Source organism: Saccharopolyspora sp. CA-218241 (assembly GCF_050954615.1).
Lineage (GTDB): Bacteria > Actinomycetota > Actinomycetes > Mycobacteriales > Pseudonocardiaceae > Saccharopolyspora > Saccharopolyspora cebuensis.
The window spans coordinates 1,982,580-2,007,208 of the sequence record NZ_CP191860.1; the positions used below are offsets into that span (position 1 = coordinate 1,982,580).

Annotated in this window: 25 protein-coding genes and 1 rRNA gene; 22 read left to right on the plus strand and 4 right to left on the minus strand. The window is 73.9% G+C overall.

Annotated features, from left to right (window positions below):
• Positions 1 to 101 precede the first annotated feature (101 nt).
• Positions 102 to 218, plus strand: a 5S ribosomal RNA gene (rrf, locus tag ACQP0T_RS09655).
• A 166-nt stretch (positions 219 to 384) separates the two neighbouring features.
• Here the strand turns inward: rrf and ACQP0T_RS09660 are convergent.
• A complete protein-coding gene (locus tag ACQP0T_RS09660; protein ID WP_433872324.1) occupies positions 385 to 1,728 on the minus strand; it encodes a hypothetical protein in 1,344 nt (447 codons plus the stop codon).
• Here ACQP0T_RS09660 and ACQP0T_RS09665 point away from each other — a divergent pair.
• From ACQP0T_RS09665 to ACQP0T_RS09710, 10 genes are all read left to right on the plus strand, one after another.
• Positions 1,693 to 2,670 carry a hypothetical protein gene (locus ACQP0T_RS09665; RefSeq protein ID WP_433872326.1) on the plus strand — a complete coding sequence of 326 codons (978 nt, stop codon included), beginning with the start codon at positions 1,693 to 1,695 and terminating at the stop codon, positions 2,668 to 2,670. The two genes, ACQP0T_RS09660 and ACQP0T_RS09665, sit on opposite strands and share 36 nt — an antisense overlap.
• Positions 2,667 to 3,662 carry an HAD-IIA family hydrolase gene (locus ACQP0T_RS09670; RefSeq protein WP_433872328.1) on the plus strand — a complete coding sequence of 332 codons (996 nt, stop codon included), beginning with the start codon at positions 2,667 to 2,669 and terminating at the stop codon, positions 3,660 to 3,662. The genes ACQP0T_RS09665 and ACQP0T_RS09670 overlap by 4 nt, the downstream gene beginning before the upstream one ends.
• Before the next feature lie 73 nt (positions 3,663 to 3,735).
• Complete coding sequence (locus ACQP0T_RS09675; protein WP_433872330.1) at positions 3,736 to 3,960, plus strand: hypothetical protein; 225 nt, start codon at positions 3,736 to 3,738, stop codon at positions 3,958 to 3,960.
• 1 nt (position 3,961) lies between these two features.
• Positions 3,962 to 4,804: a TlyA family RNA methyltransferase gene (locus ACQP0T_RS09680; RefSeq protein WP_433872332.1), complete on the plus strand. Its 843-nt coding sequence runs from the start codon at positions 3,962 to 3,964 to the stop codon at positions 4,802 to 4,804.
• Positions 4,801 to 5,694 carry an NAD kinase gene (locus ACQP0T_RS09685; RefSeq protein ID WP_345363053.1) on the plus strand — a complete coding sequence of 298 codons (894 nt, stop codon included), beginning with the start codon at positions 4,801 to 4,803 and terminating at the stop codon, positions 5,692 to 5,694. The genes ACQP0T_RS09680 and ACQP0T_RS09685 overlap by 4 nt, the downstream gene beginning before the upstream one ends.
• An 89-nt stretch (positions 5,695 to 5,783) precedes the next feature.
• Positions 5,784 to 7,565 carry a DNA repair protein RecN gene (gene recN / locus ACQP0T_RS09690; protein WP_433872334.1) on the plus strand — a complete coding sequence of 594 codons (1,782 nt, stop codon included), beginning with the start codon at positions 5,784 to 5,786 and terminating at the stop codon, positions 7,563 to 7,565.
• A 91-nt stretch (positions 7,566 to 7,656) separates the two neighbouring features.
• Positions 7,657 to 8,841, plus strand: coding sequence for a putative cytokinetic ring protein SteA (gene steA / locus ACQP0T_RS09695; protein WP_433872336.1), 1,185 nt, complete (start codon positions 7,657 to 7,659; stop codon positions 8,839 to 8,841).
• Positions 8,838 to 9,776: a copper transporter gene (locus tag ACQP0T_RS09700; protein ID WP_433872338.1), complete on the plus strand. Its 939-nt coding sequence runs from the start codon at positions 8,838 to 8,840 to the stop codon at positions 9,774 to 9,776. The genes steA and ACQP0T_RS09700 overlap by 4 nt, the downstream gene beginning before the upstream one ends.
• 236 nt (positions 9,777 to 10,012) lie before the next feature.
• Positions 10,013 to 11,719 (plus strand): CTP synthase, encoded by a 1,707-nt coding sequence (locus tag ACQP0T_RS09705; protein ID WP_433872340.1) that lies wholly within the window; start codon positions 10,013 to 10,015, stop codon positions 11,717 to 11,719.
• 25 nt (positions 11,720 to 11,744) lie between these two features.
• On the plus strand, positions 11,745 to 12,407 hold the full coding sequence (locus ACQP0T_RS09710; protein ID WP_433872341.1) for an NUDIX domain-containing protein: 663 nt from the start codon (positions 11,745 to 11,747) through the stop codon (positions 12,405 to 12,407).
• A gap of 4 nt (positions 12,408 to 12,411) precedes the next feature.
• On the opposite strand, the gene ACQP0T_RS09715 is transcribed toward ACQP0T_RS09710, so the two are convergent.
• Positions 12,412 to 12,930, minus strand: a complete 519-nt coding sequence (locus ACQP0T_RS09715; RefSeq protein WP_433872342.1) for a DUF1707 domain-containing protein — start codon at positions 12,928 to 12,930, stop codon at positions 12,412 to 12,414.
• A 40-nt stretch (positions 12,931 to 12,970) separates the two neighbouring features.
• Here ACQP0T_RS09715 and xerD point away from each other — a divergent pair, with 40 nt between their 5' ends.
• The 6 genes from xerD to ACQP0T_RS09745 all read left to right on the plus strand — a co-directional run bounded on the left by xerD (position 12,971) and on the right by ACQP0T_RS09745 (position 17,936).
• Positions 12,971 to 13,921 carry a site-specific tyrosine recombinase XerD gene (xerD, locus tag ACQP0T_RS09720; protein WP_433872344.1) on the plus strand — a complete coding sequence of 317 codons (951 nt, stop codon included), beginning with the start codon at positions 12,971 to 12,973 and terminating at the stop codon, positions 13,919 to 13,921.
• A 153-nt stretch (positions 13,922 to 14,074) separates the two neighbouring features.
• On the plus strand, positions 14,075 to 15,019 hold the full coding sequence (locus tag ACQP0T_RS09725; RefSeq protein WP_433872346.1) for a ParA family protein: 945 nt from the start codon (positions 14,075 to 14,077) through the stop codon (positions 15,017 to 15,019).
• A 73-nt stretch (positions 15,020 to 15,092) separates the two neighbouring features.
• Entirely contained in the window at positions 15,093 to 15,419 is a 327-nt protein-coding gene (locus ACQP0T_RS09730) for a hypothetical protein (RefSeq protein ID WP_433872347.1), read from the plus strand.
• A complete protein-coding gene (locus ACQP0T_RS09735) occupies positions 15,416 to 16,261 on the plus strand; it encodes a segregation and condensation protein A (protein WP_433872348.1) in 846 nt (281 codons plus the stop codon). The genes ACQP0T_RS09730 and ACQP0T_RS09735 overlap by 4 nt, the downstream gene beginning before the upstream one ends.
• Positions 16,258 to 16,923, plus strand: coding sequence for an SMC-Scp complex subunit ScpB (gene scpB / locus ACQP0T_RS09740; protein WP_369774743.1), 666 nt, complete (start codon positions 16,258 to 16,260; stop codon positions 16,921 to 16,923). The genes ACQP0T_RS09735 and scpB overlap by 4 nt, the downstream gene beginning before the upstream one ends.
• 254 nt (positions 16,924 to 17,177) lie before the next feature.
• The gene (locus ACQP0T_RS09745; RefSeq protein WP_433872349.1) at positions 17,178 to 17,936 is read left to right on the plus strand and encodes a pseudouridine synthase; all 759 of its coding nucleotides are present in this window, start codon (positions 17,178 to 17,180) and stop codon (positions 17,934 to 17,936) included.
• Positions 17,937 to 18,097: 161 nt separating this feature from the next.
• On the opposite strand, the gene ACQP0T_RS09750 is transcribed toward ACQP0T_RS09745, so the two are convergent.
• Together ACQP0T_RS09750 and ACQP0T_RS09755 are read right to left on the minus strand one after the other, a co-directional pair.
• Positions 18,098 to 19,270 (minus strand): cation:proton antiporter, encoded by a 1,173-nt coding sequence (locus tag ACQP0T_RS09750; protein WP_345363078.1) that lies wholly within the window; start codon positions 19,268 to 19,270, stop codon positions 18,098 to 18,100.
• Between the two features lie 82 nt (positions 19,271 to 19,352).
• Positions 19,353 to 19,835, minus strand: coding sequence for a cation:proton antiporter regulatory subunit (locus tag ACQP0T_RS09755; protein WP_433872350.1), 483 nt, complete (start codon positions 19,833 to 19,835; stop codon positions 19,353 to 19,355).
• A gap of 89 nt (positions 19,836 to 19,924) precedes the next feature.
• Here ACQP0T_RS09755 and cmk point away from each other — a divergent pair, with 89 nt between their 5' ends.
• The 5 genes from cmk (at position 19,925) to ACQP0T_RS09780 (ending at position 24,618) form a co-directional block, all read left to right on the plus strand.
• The gene (cmk, locus tag ACQP0T_RS09760; RefSeq protein ID WP_433872351.1) at positions 19,925 to 20,677 is read left to right on the plus strand and encodes a (d)CMP kinase; all 753 of its coding nucleotides are present in this window, start codon (positions 19,925 to 19,927) and stop codon (positions 20,675 to 20,677) included.
• On the plus strand, positions 20,674 to 21,354 hold the full coding sequence (locus tag ACQP0T_RS09765; RefSeq protein ID WP_433872352.1) for a lysophospholipid acyltransferase family protein: 681 nt from the start codon (positions 20,674 to 20,676) through the stop codon (positions 21,352 to 21,354). Before cmk ends, ACQP0T_RS09765 begins: the two co-directional genes overlap by 4 nt.
• Entirely contained in the window at positions 21,351 to 22,790 is a 1,440-nt protein-coding gene (der, locus tag ACQP0T_RS09770; protein WP_433872353.1) for a ribosome biogenesis GTPase Der, read from the plus strand. The genes ACQP0T_RS09765 and der overlap by 4 nt, the downstream gene beginning before the upstream one ends.
• A 68-nt stretch (positions 22,791 to 22,858) precedes the next feature.
• Complete coding sequence (locus ACQP0T_RS09775; RefSeq protein WP_345363086.1) at positions 22,859 to 23,545, plus strand: response regulator transcription factor; 687 nt, start codon at positions 22,859 to 22,861, stop codon at positions 23,543 to 23,545.
• Between the two features lie 38 nt (positions 23,546 to 23,583).
• Positions 23,584 to 24,618, plus strand: a complete 1,035-nt coding sequence (locus ACQP0T_RS09780) for a sensor histidine kinase (RefSeq protein WP_433872355.1) — start codon at positions 23,584 to 23,586, stop codon at positions 24,616 to 24,618.
• The last annotated feature ends 11 nt before the right edge of the window (positions 24,619 to 24,629 follow it).

Below are 24,629 nucleotides of genomic sequence, written 5' to 3' on the forward strand. Positions count from 1 at the left end.
TCACTGTGTGTGGTGGGTTGTTGATAACTGGATTGTTTTGTGTGTCCGCTGGTTGGCGGCTGCTCATGGGTTTCCCCCACTGTGTGTGGGGGGTGTGGGTTGTCGGTGGCGATGGCGGGGAGGGTACGCCCGGTCCCATTCCGAACCCGGTAGCTAAGCTCCTTAGCGCTGATGGTACTGCACTCGTGAGGGTGTGGGAGAGTAAGACACCGCCGACACATTACCAACAGGGCGGGGGCTGGTCGATTTTGTCCGGTAAGGGCAGAAATCGACCGGCCCCCGCCCTTTTTTGTTCCTTCATCATGTTCTGTCCCGGCACCGTTGATCATCGTGGCGCGGTGCCCGGCGCAGCTCACAACGCCAGTGGGTTTACGCTGGTGGTGCTCAGTTTTTCCAGGCGTTCCAGGAGGTCCGGTGTCCGGTTCCAACGACGATCGTGGCGATTTCCGCCGCGGGGCCGGTACCGGCCGCAGCGGTGCTGGACACCGCGGCCAAGGCGGAGGCGGGTACGACCGCGGACGCGGTGGTGACCCGCGTCGTCGGTCCGATGGCCGGGGCAGGGACGACCGCTTCGGCGGTGACCGGCGCCCTGGTGGTTCGCGCGACAACAGGGACAACCGGGGCGGCGACCGCCGCGACTCGGGCCGAGACCGGTTCCGCGGCGACGACCGGTCCCGCCGGTTCGATCACCGCGACGACCGGGGGCGCGGTTTCGGCGACCGGCGTCGCGACGATGACCGGGGACGTGGCGATTTCCGGCGCGACGATCGCCGGGATGACCGCGGTGGCCGTGGTTTCGACCGGCGCGACGATCGTGGCGGCCGTGGTTTCGACCGCCGGGACGACCGGCGCGGGCGGGACGACGACCGCCGTCGCGACGACCGGGGCCGGGGGAACGACTTCCGCCGCGATGACCGGCGCGGGCAGGACAACCGAGGCGGCGGGTTCCGCCGTGACGACGACCGCGGGCGCGGGGACTTCCGCCGCGACGACCGCCGGGGGCGCGATTCCGGGCGCCGCGACGATCGGGGCGGTTTCGACCGACGTCGCGATGATGACCGGGGACGTGGCGATTTCCGGCGCGACGATCGCCGGGACGATCGCGGTGGCCGTGGTTTCGACCGCCGGGACGACCGGCGCGGGCGGGACGACGACCGCCGTCGCGACGACCGGGGCCGGGGCGGCGACTTCCGCCGCGACGACCGGGGTGGCGACCGCCGCGGCGAGGACCGCCGGGGTCGGGACTTCACGGGTCGTCCGCGCGATGACCGGGACGGTCGTCGGGACCGGCGGGACGACCGCGGCCCGCGGGACCGGGATTTCCGAGACCGCCGGGACGAACGCGGACCGCGCCGCGACGACGACCGAGGTCCGCGTCGGGACGACCGGGGACCGCGTCGCGACCGCGACGATCGCGGTCCGCGTCGCGATGACCGGGCCGACCGCGGGCCCCGGCGGGATGACCGGGGACCGCGCCGGGACGACCGCGGCCCGCGCGGAGACGATCGCAAGCCCCGTCGGGACGACCGGGGGCCGCGCCGCGACCGGGACGACCGGGGACCGCGTCCGCAGCGCGAGGAGCGCAACGCGGCCAAGGCCGAGTCCACCCAGGCCAAGCCGAAGGAGCCGCAGCTCCCGGAGGGCGTCCAGGTCGCCGATCTGGACGACGAGGTCCGGCGCGAGCTGCGCACCTTGCCGCGCGGTCTGGCGGACAACGTGGCGCTGCACCTGGTCGCCTCCGGCCAGCTCATCGACGAGGACCCGCAGCGCGCGCTGGAGCACACCCGCTACGCGCGGCAGAAGGCCTCGCGGATCGCACCGGTGCGGGAGGCCAACGGGCTCGCCGCCTACCTCGCCGGTGAGTGGAACGAGGCGCTGAGCGAGCTGCGCACGGCTCGGCGGCTCACGGGTGGTCCGGGCAACATGGCGATCATGGCCGATTGCGAGCGCGCGATGGGTCGACCGGAGCGCGCGCTGGAGATCGGCCGCAGCCAGGAGGCCACCGAGCTCGACCGCGAGGAAACGGTGGAGCTGCGCATCGTGATGGCCGGCGCCCGGCGCGATCTCGGTGAGATCGACGCCGCGGTGGTCGGGCTGCAGCTCCCGGAGCTCGATCCGCAGCGCGAGGATCCGTGGAGCGCCCGGCTGTTCTACGCCTACGCCGACAACCTGCTGGCCGCCGACCGGATCCAGGAGGCGTTCACCTGGTTCGTCCACGCGGCGCACGCCGACGACGAGGGCGAGACCGACGCCCCCGCGCGCCTCGACGAGCTGGTCGAGAAGCTCGGCGGGCCCGAGGCGGCCGAGGAGCTCGTGACCGAGGCCGAAGCCGCGCTCGGCATCGAGTTCGAGGAGGACGACGAGGACTCCGGCCCGTCCGAGTCCGGCCCGACCGGGTCCGGCCCGACCGGGTCCGGCCCGACCGGGTCCGGCCCGACCGGGTCCGGCGCGTCCGAGTCCGGCCCGTCCGAGTCCGGCGCGTCCGGGTCCGGTCCGACCGGGTCCGAGACGTCCGCGGCCGACGCCGAGGAGCACCGCGCGGACGAGGCGGAGCGGGCCGGGGCCGATGCCGAGCCCTCCGACGAGGACGCGACCGAGCGCTCCTCGGGCGAGGACGGGTCGGAGTCGGGCGCCGGTGCCGACGAGCCGGGAAGTGCGCGCGACCGGTGAGCTCCACCCTGCTCGACGATCACGACGTGGTGCTGTTCGACTTGGACGGCACCGTCTACCGGGGCGGTGAGCTCGTCGCCGGGGCGCTGGAAGCGGTGCGCTCGGTGCACGAGCGCGCCGTGCCGGTCCGCTACGTCACCAACAACGCGTCCAAGCCGGCTCGCGCGGTCGCCGACCACCTGACCGGGCTGGGCTTGGCGGCGGCTCCGGAGGAGGTGAGCACCAGCGCCCAGGCCGGTGCCTCGGTGCTCGCCGCGGAACTGCCCGCCGGGGCGGCGGTGCTGGTGGTCGGCTCCGCGTCGCTGGCCGACGAGGTGGCCGCCGTCGGGCTCGCGCCGGTGCGCCGGGCCGCCGACGAACCGGTGGCGGTGGTGCAAGGCCACTCCACTGGTACGGGCTGGGCCGACCTCGCCGAGGCGTGCCTGGCGATCCGGGCCGGTGCGCGGTGGGTCGCCTGCAACGAGGACCGGACGTTGCCCACCGAGCGCGGTCTGCTGCCGGGCAACGGCGCGATGGTCGCCGCGCTGCGGGCGGCCACCGATCGGGAGCCGCTCGTCGCTGGCAAGCCGGAACGGCCGTTGCTGGACGCCGCGGTGGCCTCGGCGGGGGCGCGATCGCCGCTGATGGTGGGCGATCGGCTCGACACCGACATCGCGGGCGCGGTCACCGCCGGGATGCCGTCGCTGATGGTGCTCACCGGGGTGCACCAGGCGGTCGACCTGCTCGCCGCGCCGGAGGGCCTGCGGCCCGACCACCTCGCCGCCGATCTGAGCGCGCTGCACCGGCCGGCCGCGGAGACCCGGATCGCCGCCGCGTCGGGCTGGGCCGCGCGGGTCGAGGGCGGTGCGCTGGAGCTGTCCGGCGATGGTGACGCGCTGTCGGCGCTGCGCGCGTTGTGCGCGCGGCGGTGGGCTGCGGGCAGCGGGCCGATACCGGTCCGCGCCACCGACGCGCGGGCCGGTGCGGTGCTGGTGGAGCTGGGTCTGAGCTGACCCGTTCCGCTCGCGTCGGATAGCGTGGACGGGTCGCCGTGGGTGATCAGCGGCGCGATCGAAGGCAGGAACCATGACCTCTCCGGAACACCCGACTCCGGCGGTGCTGGCGCGGCGCAGCGACGATGGCCAGGCGGCGGTGGAGGCGGTCGAGGCCGCCGTGGCCGAACTGGACGCGGTGCGCGAGGCGCCCGTCGCCGAGCACGTCGAGCGGTTCGAGGCGGTGCACTCGGCGCTGACCGGTGCGCTCTCCCACGCCGACCACCTGCTGTCGACGACCAGCGGCGACAGGAGCTGACGTGCCGCGCAGGTTGCGATTGGACGCCGAGCTCGTCCGGCGCGGGTTGGCGCGCTCCCGCGAGCACGCGTCCGAACTCGTGGCGGCGGGCCGGGTCAGCGTGCGCGGGATGGTCGCGCACAAGTCGGCGACCGCGGTGGCGACCGACGCGCCGGTGGTGGTCGCCGAGGACGTCGACGACCCGGGCTGGGCGTCGCGCGGTGCGCACAAGCTGGTCGGTGCGCTGGAGGCGTTCGAGCCCGACGGGCTGGCGGTCGCGGGCCGGCGGTGCCTGGACGCGGGCGCGTCCAACGGCGGGTTCACCGACGTGCTGCTGCGCCGCGAGGCCGCCGCGGTGGTGGCCGTCGACGTCGGGTACGGCCAGCTCGACTGGAAGCTGCGCACCGACGACCGGGTCGTGGTGCGGGACCGCACCAACGTCCGCTCGCTGACCGCCGAGAACATCGGCGGCCCGGTGGACCTGGTGGTCGCCGATCTCTCCTTCATCTCGCTCAAGCTGGTGCTGCCCGCGTTGATCGGCTGCGCCGGGCCGGGTGCGGACGTGGTGCCGATGGTCAAGCCGCAGTTCGAGGTCGGCAAGCAGCGGCTCGGTTCCGGTGGCGTGGTGCGCGACCCGGCGCTGCGCGAGGAGGCGGTGCTGGACGTGGTGCGCTTCGGCGCCGAGCACGGCTTCGGCCTGCGCGGCGTGGTGGCCAGCCCGCTGCCCGGACCGTCCGGCAACGTCGAGTACTTCGCCTGGCTGCGCTCGGGCCCGGGTGCGGTCGACGCGGCGGAACTGGTCGCCGAGGCCGTCCGGTCCGGCCCGCAGACCCCGGTCAAGGGCGCGAAGGGCGGCGCCCGGTGACCCGGCAGGTGCTGCTGGTGGTGCACACCGGCAGGCAGCACAACCTCCGCACCGCCGACCACGTGGCGACCCGGCTGATCGAGGCGGGGATGCGGGTCCGGGTGCTCGCCGAGGAGGCGCCCGAGCTCGACCCGGACTGCTACGCGCAGGTGGTGGCGCCGGGCGGACGTGCCGCCGAGGGCACCGAGGTGGTCCTGGTGCTGGGCGGCGACGGCACGCTGCTGCGCGCCGCCGAACTGGCGCGGCCCACCGGGGTGCCGGTGTTCGGCGTCAACCTGGGGCGCGTCGGGTTCCTGGCCGGGGCCGATTCCGACGACCTCGACGAGGCGATCAACGCGGTCGTCGAGGGCCGCTACCACGTCGAGGAGCGGATGACCCTGGAGGTCACCGCCACCCTGGACGGCGCACTGCTGGCGCAGACCTGGGCGCTCAACGAAGCCAGCCTGGAGAAGACCCTGCGGGAGCGCATCCTGGACGTGGTGGTCGAGGTCGACGGCCACCCGGTCTCGACCTACGGCTGCGACGGGGTGCTGTGCTCGACGCCGACCGGCTCCACCGCCTACGCGTTCTCGGCGGGCGGGCCGGTGGTGTGGCCGGAGGTGGAGGCGCTGCTGGTGGTGCCGAGCAACGCGCACGCGCTGTTCGCCCGGCCGCTGGTGGTGTCCCGCCGCTCGCAGGTCGCCCTGGAGCTCGACCAGAACGGGCCCGACGCGGTGCTGTCCTGCGACGGCCAGCGGCACGTCGACCTGCCGCCGGGAGCGCGGGTCGAGGTGGTCGCGGGCGGTAGTCCGCTGCGCCTGGTCAGGCTGCACGACACCGCTTTCACCGATCGGCTGGTGCGCAAGTTCGAGCTGCCCGTGCACGGATGGCGCGGCCCGGTCGTCGACTGATCGCGCCGCTCGGGCACAGCGCGCTGATCGCACTGGCGGGCCCCCGGTCGCGATCCCGGGGGACTAGGGTGCGTGATGTGTTGGCGGAGATGCGGATCCAGGGACTGGGCGTCATCGACGACGCAACGCTCGAACTGCACACGGGGTTGACCGTGGTCACCGGCGAGACCGGCGCGGGCAAGACGATGGTGGTCACCGGCCTGCACCTGCTCAGCGGGGGACGCGCGGACGCGTCGCGGGTGCGGACGGGCGCGCAGCGCGCGGTGGTGGAGGGTCGGTTCGAGACGACCCCGGATTCCCCGGCGGCGAAGGTCGCCACCGGTGCCGGTGCCCAGCCCGACGACGACGGCAGCCTGCTCGCGCTGCGCACGATGACCGCCGACGGCCGGTCCCGCGCCCACCTCGGCGGTCGCTCGGTGCCCAACGCGGTGCTCGCCGAGCTCGCCGACCAGGTGCTCGCGGTGCACGGCCAGAACGACCAGCTCCGGTTGACGCGCTCCGGCGAGCAGCGCGCCGTGCTGGACCGGTTCGCCGGTTCGCCGGTGCTGCACCCGCTCGCGGAGTACCAGCGGGTCCGGGCCGAGTGGGTGGCGGCCGTCCGGGAGCTGGCGGAACGCACCGAGCGGTCCCGCGAACTGGCCCGGGAGGCGGATCTGCTGCGCCACGGGCTCTCCGAGATCGAAGCGGTGAACCCCGAAGCGGGCGAGGACGCCGCGCTGGTCGACGAGGCCCGCAGGCTCGCCGACGTCGACCAGCTCCGCGAGCTCGCCACCGGAGCGCAGCTGGCGCTGTCCGGCGCGGTGGACGGGGATCCGGACGCGCCCGGCGCGATCGGCCTGGTCGGTGAGGCGCGGCGTCGGCTCGCCGGGGCGGAGGACCCGGTGCTGCGCGAACTCGAACCCCGGGTGGCCGAGGCGGCGGCGGTGCTGGCCGACGTCGGCGGCGAGCTCGCCGCGTACCTGGACCGGCTGGACGCCGATCCGGCCCGGCTGGAGCAGGTGCTCGCCCGGCAGGCCGAGCTCAAGCAGCTCACCAGGAAGTACGCCGCGGACGTCGACGGGGTGCTGGCGTGGGCCGAGGACGCCCGCGGCCGGTTGTCCGGGATGGACACCTCGGAGGAGGCGATCGCGGCGCTGGCCGCCCGGCGCGACGAGCTGGCCGTCGAACTGGCCGAGCACGCGCGCGTGGTCTCGGCGGCCCGCGCCGAGGCCGCCGGGCGGCTCGCCGAGGCGGTGACCGCCGAGCTGGCCGGGCTGGCGATGCAGCAGGCCCGGCTGGAGGTGGTGGTGCGGCTGCGGGAGACCGACCACGAGGACTCCTGCGCGCTGCCGCTGGACGGCGCGACCGTGCACGCCGGGACCGAGGGCGTCGACGAGGTCGAGCTGCACCTGGTCGCGCACTCCGGGGCCCCGTCGCTGCCGATCCACAAGGGCGCCTCCGGCGGTGAGCTGTCCCGGGTGATGCTGGCCCTGGAGGTGGTGCTCGCCGACGCGGACACGGTGCCCACGCTGGTCTTCGACGAGGTGGACGCCGGGGTCGGTGGCCGGGCGGCAGTGGAGATCGGCCGCAGGCTGGCCCGGTTGGCGCGCACCCACCAGGTCGTCGTGGTGACCCACCTGCCGCAGGTCGCCGCCTACGCCGACCGGCACCTGGTGGTGGACAAGAGCTCGGCCGACGGCGGGCTCACCCGCAGCGACGTCCGGGTCGTCGACGACGACCGGCGGGTCGTGGAGCTGGCCCGGATGCTCGCCGGGCTGGAGTCCACCGAGACCGGCCGCGCCCACGCCGAGGAGCTGCTGAACACCGCCGCCGAGCACAAGGCCGAGCGGGGACGATGGCCGAAAGGCCGATCCGCCACCCGTAACGGTTAGGCCGAACGGTTGAAGGGTCTACCGGCGATCTGGCCGATCGGTTACGGCGTGGCGGACCGGGCTGCGGTGTTCGGTTTGTCACCATCGCCGCATGAAGCTCAGCGGTCTGCTCCCCCGGCTGCAGGTGGACCTGCCCGGGGTGTCCGGACCCGCCCGGGTCGAGCGCAGGTCGGACGACCTGCTGCGGCGGGCCCGGCCGGGTGACGTCCTGATCATCGACCACGCCGACCTGGACCGGCGCACCGCCGAGGCGCTGGTCGCCGCCGACGTGGTCGCGGTGGTCAACGCGGCCCCGTCGATCTCCGGTCGCTACCCGAACCTCGGCCCGGAGGTGCTGCTGGCTGCCGGGGTCGTTCTCGTCGACGGCGTCGGCACCGGGGTGCTGCACCGGCTCAAGGACGGCACCCGGGTCCGGGTGCACGAGGGTGCGGTGTTCGCCGGCGACCGCGAGATCGCGCGCGGCACCGAGCAGACCCCCGACTCGGTGGCGGACCTGCTGATCGAGGCCAAGGCCGGGATGTCCACCCAGCTGGAGGCCTTCTCGGCCAACACCATCGAGTTCCTGCGCCGGGAGCGGACGCTGATCCTGGACGGCGTCGGCGTGCCCGAGGTGGACGTCTCGGTGGTGGGCCGGCACGTGGTGGTCGTCGCACCGGGCTACGGGCACGCCGACGACCTCAAGCGGCTCCGGCGCTACCTGCGCGAGTACCGGCCGGTGCTGGTCGGCGTTGAGGGCGGTGCGGAGACGCTGCGCGCCGCCGGGTTCCGCCCGGACCTCATCGTCGGCGACCCGGGCGCGATCAGCGCCGAAGCGCTGCGCTGCGGTGCCGAGGTGGTCGTCCCGGCGCACCTGGACGGCCACGCCCCGGGGCTGGAGCGGATCCAGGACCTCGGGGTCGGCGCGGTGACCTTCCCCGCCTCCGGCAACCCCGAGGACCTGGCGCTGCTGCTGGCCGACGCCCACGGCGCCGAACTCGTGGTCACCGTCGGGTTCCAGGCCACCCTGCACGAGTTCCTGGACCGGGGGCGGCTGGGGTCCAACCCGTCGACGTTCCTGACCCGGCTGCGGCTGGGCAGCAAGGTCCTCGACGGGGCCGCGGTGGTCGCGCTGCAGCGGGCCCGGATCTCCACCGCCTCGGTGCTCGCGCTGGTCCTGGCGGTGCTGCTGGTGGCGGTGCTCGCGCTGGTGGTGACCGGGGTGGCCGACGGGATGCTGCTGGTGCTCGGTGACGCGGGCGGTTCGACGTGGACCTACCTGAGGGGGTTGTTCGGGTGATCTCGATGCGCGGGCACGTCGTGTCGATCACGGCGGTCTTCCTGGCGCTGGCGCTGGGCGTGGTGCTCGGTTCCACCTCGGTCAGCGAACGCTTGCTCACGGCGGTGGCCGGGGACGCGGGCTCGTTGCGGGAGCAGGTCGACGAGCTGCGCGCCGAGCGCGCGGTGCTGCAGGCCCGCCTCGCCGACGCCGACGGGTTCAGCGCGGCGGTCGGTCCGCGCGCGGTGTCCGGGCTGCTCGACGGCGGCAGCGTCGTGCTGATCAGCACCCCCGACGTCGGTCCGGAGCAGCGCGAGCAGGTCCGGGAACTGCTCGGCGCCGCGGGTGCCGAGGTCACCGGCGCGCTGGAGCTCACCGGCGGCATCACCGACCCGAGCCGCGTCGACCAGCTCCGGCGGGTGGTCACCGAGCTGCTGCCCGCCGGGGCGCAGCTGCCCACCGCCGCCGATCCGGGCACGCTGGCCGGTGCCCTGGTCGCGCCGCTGGCGCTGGTGGACCCGGCCGACGGACGACCGCGCACCTCCGGCGAGGAGCGGGCCGCGGCGTTCGCCGGCCTGGCCACCGGTGGTTTCCTCACCGCCTCAGCCGACCTCCGGCCCGCCCAGCAGGCCGTGGTGCTCACCGGTGGCCGTCCCGGCGCCGACGATGCCGAGGACCGCGCGATCACGCTGGCCCGGTTCACCACCCAGCTCGACGCCGCCGGTGGTGGGGCGGTGCTCGCCGGGGCGGGCGCGGTCGCGGGCACTTCGGTCCCGGTGGGCGCCGCCCGGGCCGATCCCTCGATCTCCTCGGTGGTCTCGACCGTCGACAACCTCGACGCGGCGGCCGGCCGGGTCGCGGTGGTGCTGGCGCTGCGGGAGCAGCGCGACGGCCGGGCCGGGCACTACGGGGTCGCCGCCAACGCCCAGGGGCCGGTGCCCGACGAACGGGGCTGACGCCCCAGCCCGCGCACGTCCCGGGCGGCCGCGGTCGGTCCGCCGGTGCCGGGGCGGCTGTGACGAACGTGACGGCCGCGTCCGCTGGGGCGTGAGCCGGGGCGGCCGGAGCGGGGCCTGGTGGGCGGGTGCTGGGATGTGCGTTAGGCTGGAATCCCGTGGGAGCGACGGATCAGCCGTCCTGCCAGCGCAAACTTCCAGCCCGGCGACGGCTTGACCACGGGGAGCTTTTGTTGGTGCCGCACGCACGCACGATCAAGCATGTGTTCGTTACGGGAGGCGTCGCCTCCTCCTTGGGCAAGGGGCTCACGGCATCCAGCCTGGGTGAACTGCTCACTTCCCGCGGTCTGCGGGTGACGATGCAGAAGCTCGATCCATATCTGAACGTCGACCCGGGAACGATGAACCCGTTCCAGCACGGCGAGGTCTTCGTCACCGAGGACGGTGCCGAGACCGACCTGGACATCGGGCACTACGAGCGGTTCCTCGACCGCGACCTGACCCGCAACGCCAACGTCACCACCGGCCAGGTGTACTCGTCGGTGATCGCCAAGGAACGGCGCGGCGAGTACCTCGGCGACACGGTGCAGGTCATCCCGCACATCACCGACCAGATCCAGAGCCGCATCCGCGCGATGGCCGAGCCGGACGAGGACGGTCGCACGCCCGACGTGGTGATCACCGAGGTGGGGGGCACCGTCGGTGACATCGAGTCGCTGCCGTTCCTGGAGGCCTGCCGCCAGGTGCGCCACGACGTCGGTCGGGACAACTGCTTCTTCCTGCACGTCTCCCTGGTGCCGTACCTGGCCCCCTCCGGCGAGCTCAAGACCAAGCCCACCCAGCACTCGGTGGCGGCGCTGCGCAACATCGGCATCCAGCCCGACGCGCTGGTCTGCCGGGCCGACCGGGACCTCCCGGAGGATCTCAAGCGCAAGATCGCGCTGATGTGCGACGTCGAGTCCGACGGCGTGGTGGCCTGCCCGGACGCCCCGTCGATCTACGACATCCCGAAGGTGCTGCACCGCGAGGGCCTCGACGCCTTCCTGGTGCGGCGGCTGGGCCTGCCGTTCCGCGACGTCGACTGGTCGGTGTGGGGCGATCTGCTGGACCGCGTCCACAACCCGGCGGAGAAGGTGCGGATCGCGCTCGTCGGCAAGTACGTCGACCTGCCCGACGCCTACCTGTCGGTCACCGAGGCGCTGCGCGCCGGTGGCTTCGCCCACCGCGCGAAGGTGGAGATCGCCTGGGTGCCCTCCGACACGTGCGAGACCGACGCCGGTGCGGCGCAGGCGCTGTCCGGGATGGACGGTGTGCTGATCCCGGGCGGGTTCGGGGTCCGCGGCATCGAGGGCAAGCTGGGCGCGATCCGCTACGCCCGCACCAACCGCATCCCGGCGCTGGGCCTGTGCCTGGGCCTGCAGTGCATGGTGATCGAGACGGCGCGGTCGCTGGCCGGGCTGGAACGGGCCAACTCCACGGAGTTCGAGGAGCCCTGCAAGCACCCGGTGATCAGCACGATGGCCGATCAGCGCGACGTGCTCGCCGGGGACCGCGACATGGGCGGGACGATGCGGCTGGGTTCCTACCCGGCGCTGCTCAAGTCCGGTTCGGTGGTGGCCAAGGCCTACGAGGAGACCGAGATCGCCGAGCGGCACCGGCACCGCTACGAGGTCAACAACAGCTACCGGGACAAGCTGGGCAAGGCGGGGATGGTCTTCTCCGGGACTTCGCCGGACGGGCGGCTGGTGGAGTTCGTGGAGCTGCCCGAGGAGCAGCACCCGTTCTTCGTCGGCACCCAGGCGCACCCGGAGCTCAAGAGCCGCCCGACCCGGCCGCACCCGCTGTTCGCGGCGTTCGTCAAGGCGGCCCTGGACTACCAGGCGCAGGGCCGGTTGCCGGTGGAGCTGCCGGAGAACGCGGAGGAACCGGCCGCGAGCGTGTGATCGGTGCGGGTCGTAGGGTGATCCGGTGACCCCCACCGATCACCCCGGCTCCGGCCCGGTCGCCCGCACCGGCGGTGCGCACGAGTTCAGCACGGTCAGCAGCACCGACGTCTACGTCGGCAAGATCCTCGCGCTGCGCGCGGACGAGGTCGCGATGCCCGGCGGTGGCCAGGCCCGCCGCGAGGTGGTGGAGCACTACGGCGCGGTCGCCGTCGTCGCGGTGGACGACGCGGACCGGGTGGTGCTCGTCCACCAGTACCGCTACCCGTTCGGGCGACGGCTGTGGGAACTGCCCGCGGGCTTGCTCGACGTCGAGGCCGAGCCACCGCTGCGGACCGCGCAGCGCGAGCTGGCCGAGGAGGCCGGGGTGGCCGCCGAGCACTGGGAACTGCTCGTCGACGTCGACACCTCGCCGGGGTTCAGCGACGAGAGCGTGCGGGTCTTCCTGGCCACCGGGCTGTCCGACGTGGCGCTGCCGGACGCGGTCGGCGACGAGGAGGCCGACCTGGTCGTCCGGCGGTTCCCGCTGGCCGAGGCGGTGGCGATGGTGCTGGCCGGGGAGATCGTCAACGGCCCGGCGGTGGGCGGTCTGCTCGCGGCGCAGGCGGTCCGCACCGGCCAGGCGCGGGGACGTCCGGCCGACGCGCCGTGGACCGACCGGCCGAGCAGATTCCGGGCCCGCGGCTGACCGGTCAGCGGAGCCTGCGCCCGTCGGAGTCGGTGCTCTCGGTGCTCAGCAGGACGATCCCGTCGATCAGGCACCAGATGACCGCGGCCAGGGTGCCCAGCCCGCACGGCAGGATGCCGAGCCAGAACAGCAGGAGCTGGATGACGGCGACGTTGGTGTGCCCGGTGTAGAACCGGCCGATGCCGAACGGCAGGAAGATCTGCAGCAGCCCGGCGGCGACCTTCGTCTTGTCCGACAGGCCGAAGTCGTAGCCCGGCGGCGGGGCCGGCCCGAAACCGGTCGGCGGCGGGGGCGGTGGGGCGAACCCCGGCGTCGGTGCCAGGAACGGCGGGTGCGGCGCGGGCAGGTCGGCGAACAGCCCGGCGAGCTCGGCCGTGGTCCGGGCGTACGAGGCGGTGGAGACCCGCTGCTCGTACTCCTCCAGGTCCAGCCGACCCTGCGCGTAGTGTTCACCCAGCAGCTGGATGGTCGACTGGCGCTCGTTGTCCCCGATCCGGATCTCCCCGGAGCCCCCATGCGTCACATCCACCACAGTAGTACGTTCGGCAACCGAGGAGAGCCGGGTGAACGCATTCGAGGGTGTCCCGGACGGGGTGCGCGACGCGCTGGCCGGATACCTCGACCACCTCGCGGTGGAGCGCGGCGCCGCCCGCAGCACGCTCGACTCCTACACCCGCGACCTGCGGCGCTACGGGGAGTTCCTGGTGCGCCGGGGCGTCGGCGAGCTGGCCCAGGTCCGGCCCGGGCACCTCACCGACTTCCTCGCCGAGCTGCGCGACGGGTCCGCGGAGCGACCGCCGCTGGCCGCTTCCTCGGCGGCCCGGACGCTGGTGGCCGCGCGCGGGCTGCACCGCTTCGCGCTCGCCGAGGGCTTGGTGGAGGTCGACGTCGCCCGGGAGTTCTCGCCGCCCGCCCCGCCGCGCCGGCTGCCCAAGGCGCTGCCGGTCGACGACGTCGCCCGCCTGCTGGAGCACACCGGCAGTGCCGACGATCCGCGCGGACTGCGCGATCGCGCGTTGCTGGAGCTGCTCTACTCCTCGGGCGCGCGGATCTCCGAGGCGATCGGGCTCGACCTCGACGACCTCGACGACACCGACCGCACGGTGCTGCTCGACGGCAAGGGCGGCCGGCAGCGGTTGGTCCCGGTGGGGCGGCCCGCGCTGGATGCGGTGCAGGCCTACCTGGTGCGGGCGCGGCCCGGGCTGGTGGCGGCGGGCCGGGGCTCGTCGGCGCTGTTCCTCAACCGCAGGGGTTCCCGGTTGTCCCGGCAGAGCGCCTGGCAGGCGTTGAAGGCGGCGGCCGCGCGGGCCGGGATCGGCCACGACGTCTCACCGCACGTGCTGCGGCACAGCTTCGCCACGCACCTGATCGAAGGCGGGGCGGACGTCCGCGTGGTGCAGGAACTGCTCGGCCACGCCTCGGTCACCACGACCCAGGTCTACACCCTGATCACCGCGAACACGCTCCGCGAGGTCTACGCGACGGCGCACCCCCGGGCCCACGCGACGGGGTGATCGCCGGAATGGCGGGGCGGCGGGAATGGGGGTAAAGCTGATCACAGCACCTCAACCGCATTTCCGACACCTCGGCGGGGCACGTTGCCGCTGGTCGTGAATGCCGCTTAGGCTGCTTTTGATCGCCACCGGCAGAGAAGGAGTCAGATCGCCATGTCGGTACCGCAGCCCTCCGCCGATGGGCGGAACCGGGGCGCGGTCGACCTGAGCATCGCCCCGGAAGCAGCCGGGCCCCCGGAGGAGGTGGACCTCACGCCGGGTTCCTCCGGTGGCATCGGTCCCACTGGTCGGCCACGTCGGCGCATTCCCGAACCCCCGCTGCTGGACCGGCACGGTCCCGCGTCGGTGCTGGCGATGTGCAACCAGAAGGGCGGCGTCGGGAAGACCACGTCGACGATCAACCTCGGCGCCGCGCTGGCCGAGTACGGCCGCCGCGTGCTGCTGGTGGACTTCGACCCGCAGGGCGCGCTGTCGGTGGGGCTGGGCGTCCAACCGCACCAGCTCGAGCAGACGATCTACAACGTCATCATGGAGCGGTCGGTGAGCATCCAGGACGTGGTGCGGCCGACCACGATGGCGGGCATGGACCTGCTGCCCAGCAACATCGACCTGTCGGCCGCCGAGGTGCAGCTCGTCGCCGAGGTCGGCCGCGAGCAGACGCTGCGCCGGGTGCTGCACCCGGTGATGGGCGAGTACGACTACGTGCTGGTCGACTGCCAGCCCTCGCTGGGGTTGCTGACGGTCAACGCGCTGGCCGCCGCCGACGGCGTGATCATCCCGCTGGAGTGCGAGTTCTTCAGCCTGCGCGGGGTCGCGCTGCTCATCGACACGATCGAGAAGGTCCAGGAGCGGCTGAACCCCTCGCTGGAGATCAGCGGCATCCTGGCGACCATGTTCGATCCGCGCACGCTGCACTCCCGGGAGGTGATGGCGCGGGTGGTGGAGGCGTTCGGCGAGACCGTCTTCGACGCCGTGATCAACCGCACCGTCCGGTTCCCGGAGACCACGGTCGCCGGGGAGCCGATCACCCGGTGGGCGCCGCGCTCGGCGGGTGCGCAGGCCTACCGCGCCCTGGCCCGCGAGGTGATCGCCCGGTGAGCGGCGTGGGACCGTGCCCGGGTGGCCCGGGACGCGCAGCGGGTGGAGTCGTGACGAGCGCGGGGGAGGCGGGGTGACCCGGAGGGCTCCGCTGCCCGGTGCCGCCGAGCTGTTCCGCACCACGGCCGCTCGCCCGGCCCGGATCGAGGAGGTGCCGCCGGGGCCGGCGCGCACCGGGTCGGGTCGGCGCAAGCACGACGCGAAGATCACCGTGTACCTGTCCGACGACGAGCTGCTGGCGCTGGAGCAGGCCCGCTTGGCGCTGCGCGCCGAGCACGGCATCGCGGTCGACCGCGGTCGGGTGGTGCGCGAGGCCGTCGCCGTGGTGCTCGCCGATCTGGACCGGCGCGGCGCCGATTCGGTCCTGGTCCAGCGGCTGGGGGAGGAATCAGCCGGGTGACCGGGACCGACCTCGCGGGGCAGGCCTCCGAGCCGGTGCAGCAGGATGGCTTCACGGTGCGGCTGGACAACTTCGAAGGCCCCTTCGACCTGCTGCTCCAGCTCATCTCGCAGCACCAGCTCGACGTCACGGAAGTGGCGCTGCACCAGGTCACCGACGAGTTCATCGCCTACACCAGGACGCTGGGCGAGCACTGGGACCTCAACGAGATCACCGAGTTCCTGGTGGTCGCCGCGACGCTGCTGGACCTCAAGGCGGCCCGGCTGCTGCCCGCCGCGGACGTGGAGGACGAGGAGGACCTGGCGCTGCTGGAGGCGCGCGACCTGCTGTTCGCCCGGCTGCTGCAGTACCGCGCCTACAAGCAGGTCGCGGCCCTCTTCGGCGAGCTGGAGGCCGGTGCGCTGCGCCGCTACCCGCGCGCCGTGTCGCTGGAGGAGCGCTTCGAGAGCCTGCTGCCCGAAGTCGTGATCGGCGTCGGCCCGGAGCGATTCGCCGAGGTGGCCGCCGCGGTGTTCCGGCCGAAGCCGCCGCCGGCGGTGTCGCTGGAGCACCTGCACCAGCACCAGGTGTCGGTGCGCGAGCACGCCGCGCTGCTGCGGGTGCGGCTGGCCGAGCGGGGCGTGGCGACGTTCACCGAGCTGGTCGCCGACTGCGGGCACGCGGTGGAGATCGTGGCCCGGTTCCTGGCACTGCTGGAGCTCTACCGGGAGCAGGTGCTGCGCTTCGACCAGGAGGACCCGCTCGGTGAGCTGGTCGTGCACTGGGTCGGCGGGTCCGTCGAGCAGGCGCAGGCCGAGGCCGATGCGCAGCGGGCCAGGCAGGACGAGGAGGAGTACGGGTGAGCGACACCGATCCCGGCGGTTACCCGGCGGTCGACGCGCCGGCGTCGGACCCGGCCGAAGTGGCGGCGACCCCGGAGGCCGACGCGCCGCCCGAGGCCGAGGTCTCGGCCGTTCCGGACCTGGACACCGACGACGCGCTGGACGCCGCGCTGGAGGCGCTGCTGCTGGTGGTGGACGTGCCCGCGGGCGAGGAGCTGCTGGCCGACACCCTGGGGCAGCCGGTCGCGCGGGTCCGCCAGGCGCTGCACCGGCTCTCCGACGCCTACGCCGTCGCCGAGCGCGGCATCGACCTGCGCCGCGCCGGGGACGGCTGGCGCTTCTACACGCGGGAGAAGTACGCGCCGTACGTGGAGCGCTACCTGCTCGACGGCCAGCGCACCAAGCTGACCCGCGCCGCGCTGGAGACCCTCGCGGTGATCGCCTACCGGCAGCCGGTGACCCGCTCGCGGGTCGCGGCGGTGCGCGGCGTCAACGTCGACGGCGTGATCCGCACGCTGGTCGGGCGCGGGCTCATCGAGGAGGCGGGTGCCGACGCGGAGACCGGCGGGCACCTGTACTGCACGACGGAGCTGTTCCTGGAGCGGCTCGGGCTGTCCTCGCTCAAGGACCTGCCGCCGCTGGCGCCGCTGCTGCCCGAGGTCGACTCGATCGACGACGTCTGAGCCACCCGCCTGCGCGCGAAGGCCGCCGAGGCCCCCGCGGCGGGTGCCGGTCGGCGTCCGGTGGCTCCGGAGCCGAGCCCGCCGCGGGGCGTTCGGAAAGGACGCCGGAGGTCACCGGTGCGCGCGTGGGACACTGGTCGGAGGCAGCCAGCGGGGACGCCCCGCGGCCGGCGGGAGGAATGATCCGGAGCCGGTCGGCGGCGGGCTCCCGCGCGTGGCGTTCGAGCTTGCTCACCGAGAAGTGGATTCGATTGATGACGTCCAAGCATTCCCCGGCCTCCTCCGAAGATGAGGGGGTGCGGTTGCAGAAGGTGCTCTCCCAGGCCGGCGTGGCTTCCCGTCGCGCGGCCGAGCAGATGATCGTCGAGGGCCGGATCGAGGTCGACGGCGAAGTCGTCACCGAGCTCGGCTCCCGGGTGGACCCCGCGTCGGCGGTGATCCACGTGGACGGGATGCGGGTGATGGTCAACGACGAGCTGACGCACCTGCTGCTGAACAAGCCCAAGGGCATCCTGTGCACCATGTCCGACGACCAGGACCGCCCGTGCATCGGCGACTACCTGCGGGAGCGGCAGGGCAAGCTGTTCCACGTGGGGCGGCTGGACGTCGACACGGAGGGGTTGCTGCTGATCACCAACGACGGCGAGCTGGCCAACCGGCTGATGCGCCCGTCGTACCAGGTGCCCAAGACCTACCTGGCCGAAGTGCTGGGGCCGATCCCGAAGGACCTGGGCAAGCAGCTGCGCCGCGGTGTGGAGCTGGAGGACGGTCCGGTGAAGGTGGATCGCTTCAAGCTGGTCGACGTGAACCAGAACCGGGCGCTGGTCGAGCTCGTGCTGCACGAAGGCCGGAACCGGATCGTGCGGCGGCTGCTCAAGCACGTCGGGCACCCGGTGCAGCGGCTGGTCCGCACGGCCGTGGGCGAGGTGCGCCTGACCAACGAGCGCCAGGGCGCCATCCGCCCGCTGAACCGGCAGGAGATCGGCTCCCTCTACCGCGCCGTCAACATGTGATCACCCGTTCGGGGCCTGAGTGAGGGGCGCCCTTGCCCGAGTATCTCGGACAAGGGTGCCCCTCACTCAGCACAAGAACGCTCGAACGGGTTAATGGTTTCAGGGTGAAGTGAAATTAATTCGCTTCGGAGTCGCGGTCCCGGCTGCTGGGTTCGCGCGGCTCAGCGCTTCGCGACGACGGCGAGGGCGCGGTGGGCGACGGGTTCCACGACGCGGGCGGCGACCGGGCCGAGGATGGCCATCAGCAGCACGTACGCGGTGGCCAGCGCGGCGAGCTGCTCGGTGACCGCGCCCGAGGTCACCGCGAGCCCGGCGATGACGATCGAGAACTCGCCCCGCGCCACCAGCGCCGCTCCCGCGCGGGCCCGCCCCATCCGGCCGATGCCCTGCATCCGCGCCGCGGCCCAGCCGGTCAGCACCTTGGTCGCGGTGGTGATCGCGGCCAGCGCCAGGGCCACCAGCAGCACCGGCGGGATCCGGGCCGGGTCGGTGTTGAGCCCGAACACCACGAAGAACACCGCCGCGAACAGGTCGCGCAGCGGTTCGAGCATCCGGGTGGCGTTCACCGCCGTCGACCCGGAGATGGCGATGCCCAGCAGGAACGCGCCGACGGCGGCCGAGACCTGCAGCTCCGAGGCGATCCCGGCCACCAGCAGCGCCGCGCCGAGCAGCCGGAGCAGGAACACCTCCGGGTCGGGCGAGTCCACCAGCGCCGAGACGTACCTGCCGAACCGCAGCGCGATGACCAGCACCAGGGTGATGACCACCAGCGAGATCCCGACCGCGGTCAGCCCGCCGAGGAAGCTCACCCCGGCCAGCAGCGCGGTCAGGATCGGCAGGTAGACGGCCATCGCCAGGTCCTCGAAGACCAGGATGGACAGCACCACCGGGGTCTCCCGGTTGCCGAGCCGACCGAGGTCGCCGAGCACCTTCGCGACGATCCCGGACGATGAGATGTAGGTGACCCCGGCCATCGACAGGGCGCCGACCGGGCCCCAGCCCAGCAGCAGCGCCACCACCGCGCCGGGTGCGGCGTTGAGCGCGATGTCGATCAGCCCGGCGGGCCAGGACCGCCGGAGCCCGGTGACCAGCTCGCCCGCGGAGTACTCCAGGCCGAGCAGGAGCAGCAGCAGCACCACGCCGATCTCGGAGGCGAGGTGGGTGAAGGGTTCGATCCCGTGCAGCGGCAGCAGTCCGCCCTCGCCGAAGGCGAGACCGCCCAGCAGGTACAGCGGGATCGGCGAGACCCCGATCCGCCAGGCGAGTCGGCCGAGGACGCCGAGACCGAAGAACACCGCCCCCAGCTCGATGAGGGAGATCGCCGTCTCGTGCACCTGTTTCCCTACCCTTCGCTGCTATGGAGTTGTGTCCGCGCTGCGGGGGCGTCGGTGACCGGGGCGCGGTGGGCGTCGAGCCTCAGCCCCGTTCGAGGATCTCGGCGGCCGCCCGCAGCCCGGCCGCGGTGCCGACCACCACGACCAGGTCGCCCGCGGCGAAGCGGAAGTCCGGCCGGGGCGACGGGTGCGCGGTGCCTCCCCGGACCACCGCGACGATCGACGTCGAGGTCCGGGTGCGCATCTCGGTCTCGCCGAGCTCGCGGCCGTCGTAGGGCGATCCCGGGGCGACCCCGAGCTGCCAGGTGGTGATCCCGGCGACCTCCCGCTGCTGCTCGGTGAGCTGGGCGACGAGCTGCGGGGCGCCGAGCAGGTTGGCCAGCGCGCTGGTCTCCTCGGTGGTCAGGGCCACCGACGCCGCGACCTTGTCCGGGTCCTCGTGGCCGGAGACGATCAGCTCGAACCGGCCGTCCCGGTAGGTGATCACGCCGATGCGGTGGCCGGATCGGGTGGTGAAGTCCTGCTGCGTGCCGAGTCCGGGCAGCGGTGTCACGGTGACGTCCACGGGGGCCGACCCTAGTACACCGACCACCGCCGCCGGGGCTTCCGGCGTGCCGGGACGCGCCGCACACCGCCGTCTCCGGAACAGGCAGAATGGAGAGCTGGTCGGCAGGACGAGGAAAGGAAAGCGACGTGGTCCAGCTCCGCGGTGTGGTGGCCCTCGACGGCCCATCGGGCACCGGCAAGTCCACGGTGTCGCGCGAGCTGGCGTCCGCGCTGGGGGCCCGCTACCTGGACACCGGCGCGATGTACCGGGCGGTGACGCTGGCGGTGCTGCGCGCCGCGGTCGATCCGGCCGACGGCGTCGAGGTCGAGCGGGTGGCGCGCGCGGTGGAGCTGGTGATGGGCACCGACCCGCTGGGCCCCGGGGTGGCGCTGGACGGCACCGACGTCGCCGCCGAGATCCGCGGCGCGGAGGTCACCGGCGCGGTGTCGGCGGTGTCGGCGGTCGCGGCGGTGCGCGAGCTGCTGGTGGAGCACCAGCGCGCGGTGGTGCGGGCGGCGCTCGACCAGCCGGGCGGGATCGTCGTGGAAGGCCGCGACATCGGCACCGTGGTGGCGCCCGACGCCGGGTTGAAGGTGTTCCTGACGGCGTCCTCGGACGCGCGGGCGCTGCGCCGGTCCGCCCAGGACAACGCCGAGGGCCGGGCGGGCGACGTGGCCAGCACCCGAGCCGACGTCCAGCGCCGCGACGCCTTGGACTCCGGGCGCGCGGTGTCGCCGCTGCGCCGGGCCGACGACGCGGTGGAGCTGGACACCACCGAGCTCGGCGTGGGCGAGGTCATCGAGCAGCTCCACAAGCTGGTGGAGCGGCGCGGTCTGCTCGCGGATCGGACCGCGTCGTGAGCGGGCACGGCGGAACGCTGCCCGAGGGCGCCTCGCAACGGGCGCACCGGCTGGGTTGGTGGATCTCGCGGCTGTTCGTGCGGCTGCCCTACCGGGTGCGGATGCACCGCACCGACCGCGTGCCGCGCACCGGCGGGGTCGTGGTGGTGGCCAACCACACCTCGCTGGTGGACGGCCCGCTGCTGTACGGCATGTTCGGGCGCAACACCGTCTTCCTGATCAAGGCGGAGATGTTCCGGGGACCGCTGGGCTGGTTCCTGCGGAAGATCGGCCAGCTCGGGGTGCGGCGCGGCGAAGCGGACCGGGCGCCGTTGCTGGCCGCGCTGCGGGTGCTGCGCGCCGGTGGTCTGGTGGGCGTGTTCCCGGAAGGCACCCGCGGGACCGGTGCGGTGGATTCCGCGCAGAACGGCGCGGCGTGGCTGGCGCGCAGCTCCGGTGCGGTGCTGCTGCCGGTGGCGTGCCGGGGCACCGGTCGTCCCGCCGGGCGGCGCCGTAGGCTGATGCCCAGGGTCGACGTGCTCTTCGGAGAGCCCATCGCGCTGTCGTCGGCCAAGGGCCGCGCCGGTCTGGTGGCGGCGACCGAGCAGGTGCGCACCGGACTGGTCGATCTGATCGCGGAGCTGGACGCGCTGATCGCCGATCAACCCGTGGACGATGTGAGAGGGAAGCAGGCGTGACCGACGAACCGCTGGATGACGCGGGACTGGACGGTACCTGGTCCGACGAGGCCGAGTGGGCCGAGTTCGAGGGCACCGGCAGCACCGACGAAGGATCGGCGCCGGTGCCCAAGCCCGTGCTCGCCGTCGTGGGCCGCCCGAACGTGGGCAAGTCCACGCTGGTGAACCGGCTGCTGGGCCGCCGCGAAGCCGTCGTGCAGGACGTTCCCGGGGTGACCCGGGACCGCATCGCCTACGAGGCGCTGTGGAACGGCCGCGAGTTCACCGTGCTCGACACCGGTGGCTGGGAGCCCGACGCCAAGGGCCTGCAGGGCGCCGTGGCGGCGCAGGCGGAGCGGGCGATGGAGGCCGCCGACGCGGTGCTGCTGGTGGTCGACGCCCGGGTGGGCGCCACCGCGACCGAGGAGGCGGTGGCGCGGGTGCTGCGCCGCTCGAAGCGTCCCGTGCTGGTGGCCGCGAACAAGGTCGACGACCAGCGGATGGCCTCCGAGGTGCACTCGCTGTGGTCGCTCGGGCTGGGCGAGCCGATGCCGATCAGCGCGTTGCACGGCACCGGGTCCGGTGACCTGCTGGACGCGGTGCTGGAGGCGTTCCCGGCGACCCCGCGCGAGCAGACCGGCCGGGGTGCCGGTCCGCGACGGGTCGCGCTGGTGGGCAAGCCCAACGTCGGCAAGTCCAGCCTGCTGAACCGGCTGACCGGTGAGGACCGCGCGGTGGTGGACTCGGTCGCGGGCACCACCGTGGACCCGGTGGACTCACTGGTCGAGCTGGACGGCGAGGTGTGGCGGTTCGTCGACACCGCCGGGTTGCGCAAGCGGGTCAAGACCGCCAGCGGCACCGAGTACTACGCGTCGCTGCGCACCAAGGCGGCGATCGAGGCCGCCGAGGTGGCGATCGTGCTCATCGACGGCTCCGAACCGCTCACCGAGCAGGACCTGCGGGTGCTGACGATGGTGGTCGAGGCGGGGCGCGCCCTGGTCATCGCCTACAACAAGTGGGACCTGGTCGACGGCGACCGGCGGCGCCAGCTCGAGAAGGAGATCGACCGGGACCTGGTGCGGGTCCGCTGGGCGGAGCGGGTCAACGTCTCGGCACTGACCGGTCGCGCGGTGGCCAAGACGGCGCCGCTGCTGCGCACCGCGCTGGATTCCTGGGACACCCGGATCCCGACCGGTCAGCTCAACTCGTGGCTGTCCGACCTGGTCGCGGCCCAACCGCCGCCGGTGCGCGGCGGCAAGCAGCCGAAGGTCCTGTTCGCCACCCAGGCGCAGAGCCGGCCGCCGACGTTCGTGCTGTTCACGACCGGTTTCCTGGAGGCCGGGTACCGCCGGTTCCTGGAGCGCAAGCTGCGCGAGGCCTTCGACTTCACCGGCAGCCCGGTGCGGATCTCGGTGCGGGTGCGGGAACGCCGGAAGGACAAGCACGGCCGGAGGTGATCCGGTCCACCTCGCGGTCGCCGCGTCCCGACGATCTGCGGCCGGACCTCTGGGGGAGGGGGCTGGGAGTGCGAATCGACGACGGCGCGGGCACCGCCGCCGAACCGGTTCGGGTGGTGCTCGCCGACGACGAGGCCGTGCTGCGGCGCGGCCTGCGGGTGCTGCTGGAGACGGCGGGCACCGTCCGGGTGGTCGGTGAGGCGGGCACCGCCGACGAGATGCTGTCCGAGGTCCGCGCGCACCGGCCCGACGTCGTGCTGGTGGACGTGCAGATGCCGGGCAAGGACGGGATCGAGGCGCTGCGCGACCTGGCGGCGCTGCCCGACGCCCCGGTGGCGGCGGTGCTGACGACCTTCGACCTCGACGACTACGTGGCCGGTGCGCTGCGGTCCGGGGCGCACGGCTTCCTGCTCAAGGACGCCGACCCGCAGGTGCTGGTCCGCGCGGTGCACGACCTGGCGGCCGGTGGTGCGGTGCTCGACCCGAGGGTGGCGGCCCGGCTGCTGCCGAAGCTGCGCGCGGTGGGCGACCGCGACCACGAGCACCGCCTGGTGCGGGCGCTGTCGGCGCGCGAGCAGCAGGTCCTGGGGCTGCTCGCGGACGGCCGGGCCAACGCCGACATCGGTGACCGGCTGGGGCTGACCGAGGCGACGGTGAAGAGCTACGTGTCCACGGTGCTGACCAAGCTCGGCGCGCAGAACCGGGTGCAGGCGGCGTTGATCGCGCAGCGGGCGGCCGGTGGCGGGGTCCGGTGAGGACCGGGTGGCCGCGGCTGCTGGTCGAGGTGCCGGCCGTGGGAGTGCCCGCGCTCGCGGTGTGGTTCGCCTCCTCGGATCGGGTCTGGCCGCTGGTCGCGGGGCTGGTCGGTGCGGCGGGCCTGGTGCTGCGGCGGCACTGGCCGCGGACGGCGGTGCTGGTGTGCCTGCCCGCGATGGCCGGCGGGTTGGGCTGGGCTCCGGCGATCGTGGCGCTGTTCGCGCTGGGCCGGGCTCGGCCCAGCGTCGGCCCGCTGAGCGGGTGGGTGCTGCTGGTGTCGGTGGCCGCGCTCGCGCCGGTGCTGCTCGTGCAGTCCCTCGCCCCGGGCGCGGTGGTGCTGACGGTCGCCTTCGTGCTGCTGGCGGCCGGGGCGCCGGTGGCGCTCGGCGCGCTGGTGTCGCTGCGCGCGCGGCTCGCGGAGAGCCTGCGCCGGCTGGAGGAGGCCACCGACGCGGCGCTGGAGGCCAACGCGGAGCGGGCCCGCGCCGAGGAGCGGTCCCGCATCGCCCGCGAGATCCACGACGCGGTCGGCCACCAGGTCACGTTGATCGCGGTCGAGTCCGCCGCGCTCGGCGCCACCGCACCGGACCCCCGGACCGCCGAGGCGGCGGACCGGTTGCGCGGGCTGGCCAAGCAGGCCCTCGACGAGGTGCGCAGCGCCCTCGGCCTGGGTGAGGCCGCCCGGGACCGGGCGGCGCTGTCGGCGGTCCCGGGCCTGGTCGAGTCGGCGCGGGCGGCGGGGTTGCCGATCGAGCTGCGGGGTGCGGTGGCCGACGACGCGGTCGCCCCGGCCGCCGGACGAGCGGCCTACCGGGTGGTCCAGGAGGCGTTGACGAACGCCTCGAAGCACGCGCCGGGGGCGGTGGTCGTGGTAGAGCTGGCGGAGCGGGACGACGCGCTGCGGGTGGTGGTCGCCAACGAGCCCCCGGCGGCGCCGGCGGTCGACGTCGGCGGCACCGGTTCGGGGCTGGCGGGCCTGGCCGAGCGGGTGCGGGTGGCCGGCGGGACCCTGGACGCCGGTACGCGCGCCGACGGCGGGTTCGACGTGGTCGCCGAGCTCCCGCGCACCTGACCAGGAGGAGG